The organism is Streptomyces katrae (assembly GCF_000966975.1).
Taxonomy (GTDB): Bacteria; Actinomycetota; Actinomycetes; order Streptomycetales; family Streptomycetaceae; genus Streptomyces; species Streptomyces katrae.
Genome location: NZ_JZWV01001255.1, coordinates 1 through 1840 on the forward strand (window position 1 = coordinate 1; position 1840 = coordinate 1840).

1 protein-coding gene is annotated in these 1840 nt (G+C 78.3%); it reads right to left on the minus strand.

Annotated elements, in window-relative coordinates; translation table 11 throughout:
• The coding region (locus tag VR44_RS35815; protein ID WP_045951831.1) for a tetratricopeptide repeat protein at positions 1 to 1840 on the minus strand (1840 nt) is incomplete at both ends.

The window sequence follows — 1840 nt, forward strand, 5'->3', positions numbered from 1 at the left end:
TCCCGGCGGATGCCCTCCAGGACGCGCGCCGCGTCCGGGAGGCCGCGCTGCTCGCAGCGGGCCGCGCCCGCCGCGAGGCGGGCCGCCGCGGCCTCGGTGCGCTCCAGGCCGTTGTGCTCGATCAGCGCCGCGATGCGCACCGCCTCCGCGCGGGGCTCCTCACCGTGCTGCCCGCCCTCCTCGTGCGCGGCCACCGACGCCTCGGACTCGGCCAGGGCCTCGGTGAAGCGCCCGGCGTCCGCGAGCACCAGGGCCCGGCGGTAGCGGATGCTGCCGTGCTCGAACCAGCGGGCGAACTCCTCCGCGTCCGGCGGCGCCGCCGCGCACACGGCGTCGGCCTCCGCGAGGTGGGCGAGGGCCGCCTCCGCCCCCTCCGCGCCGCGGGCGGCCTGGGTGAGGCGGGCGAACTCGCGCATCATCTGCGTGATCACCGAAGGGTTCGGGGCCTGCGCGTGCGTGGCGACGGCACGGTCGTAGGCGGCCCGGGCGGCGTCCCAGCGGTCGGCGGTGGCCAGCGCGACCGCCGCCTCCGAGGCCACCGAGGTGAGCACCGCCTCGCCCTCCCCGCCCCAGGCCGCGGCGCTGTCGGCCAGCCGCAGGAACTCCTCGGCGGCCGCCAGGTGTTCCTCCAGCTCCCGCAGCCCCCGGGCCAGGCTCAGCCGGGCCTGCGCGAGCAGACGCGGATCGAGGGAGCCGCCGTCGGCGGCCACCGACTCCAGGACGGCCACGGCCTCCGCGGCCCGCCCGCCGCGCCGGAGCAGGTCCGCGAGCTGCAGCCGCACGTCGGCCGCGTGGTCGTGTTCGCCGTCCCGGTCGAAACGGTCGGCGGCCTCCGAGAAGTGCCGTACCGCACCGGTGGTGTCACCGGTGTGCGAGGCCGCGTGGCCGAGCAGGGAGTAGGTGTGCGCCAGCGGGAAGGCCTTGTCGCCGTGGCGGACCGTCAGGGCGATCGCCTGGTGGAGCAGCTCGACGGCCTCCTCGTACCGCCCCCGCGCGAGCAGGACCTGGGCGAGGACCGCCCGGGGCGTGTTGCCCTTCCAGGGGCGCTCCGGCGCGCCCGTGGCCAGTTCCTCCAGCATCGTCCGCAGCCCCTGCTCCGCGCGTTCCGTCTCCCCGAGGCGCAGGTCGATGTTGGCGGTGAACTCCAGCGCGGCGGCCGCCTGGTGGGCCGCCGACAGCCGCACCGACTCGGAGCGCAGGGCGCCGGTTGCCGCCTCGAACCACTCGCGGGTGCCGGCGGACAGCTCCGGCAGCTCCTCCAGGGCCTCGTGGAAGGCGGCGTACACCACGGCGTACCGCACCGCCAGGTACCGCCGGGCGGCCAGGCTCCCCGGTCCGGTGCCGGCGACGTCGCCGTCGGCCCCCGGTACGTCGTAGGCGGCGCCCACGTCCGTGCCCGCGGCGAGGAGCGCCTCCGCCTCCCGCGCGAGGGCCTCCAGCCCGGCCCGTACCGCGGCCCGGCCGGAACTCCCGGCGTCGTCAGGCGCCCCGTCCCCGGCGCCGGGCCGCGCCGTCCAGGCGAGGGCCAGCGACCGGGCCACCAGGGCGTCCCAGACCATGCCCGCCCCCTCGAACAGGGCCGCGGCCTCCGTCATGGCCGCGCAGGCCTCACGGTCGAGGTCGCGCGTCCGCAGGTCGAAGGCGCGCTGCTCGGCGAGCTCGGCCCGCAGCCGGCCCTCCGGCCCGAGCCGCTCGTCGTGCACGTGCCCTTCGGCGTCCACCGCCTCCGCGATCCGCGCCCACAGCGGCCCGTCGCCCGGATGCCCCAGGGAGTCCAGCCTCCGCGCCTCCCGCACCAGTTCGAAGAAATCGCCCGGGACCTCCGGGGCCGCGGCAGCGG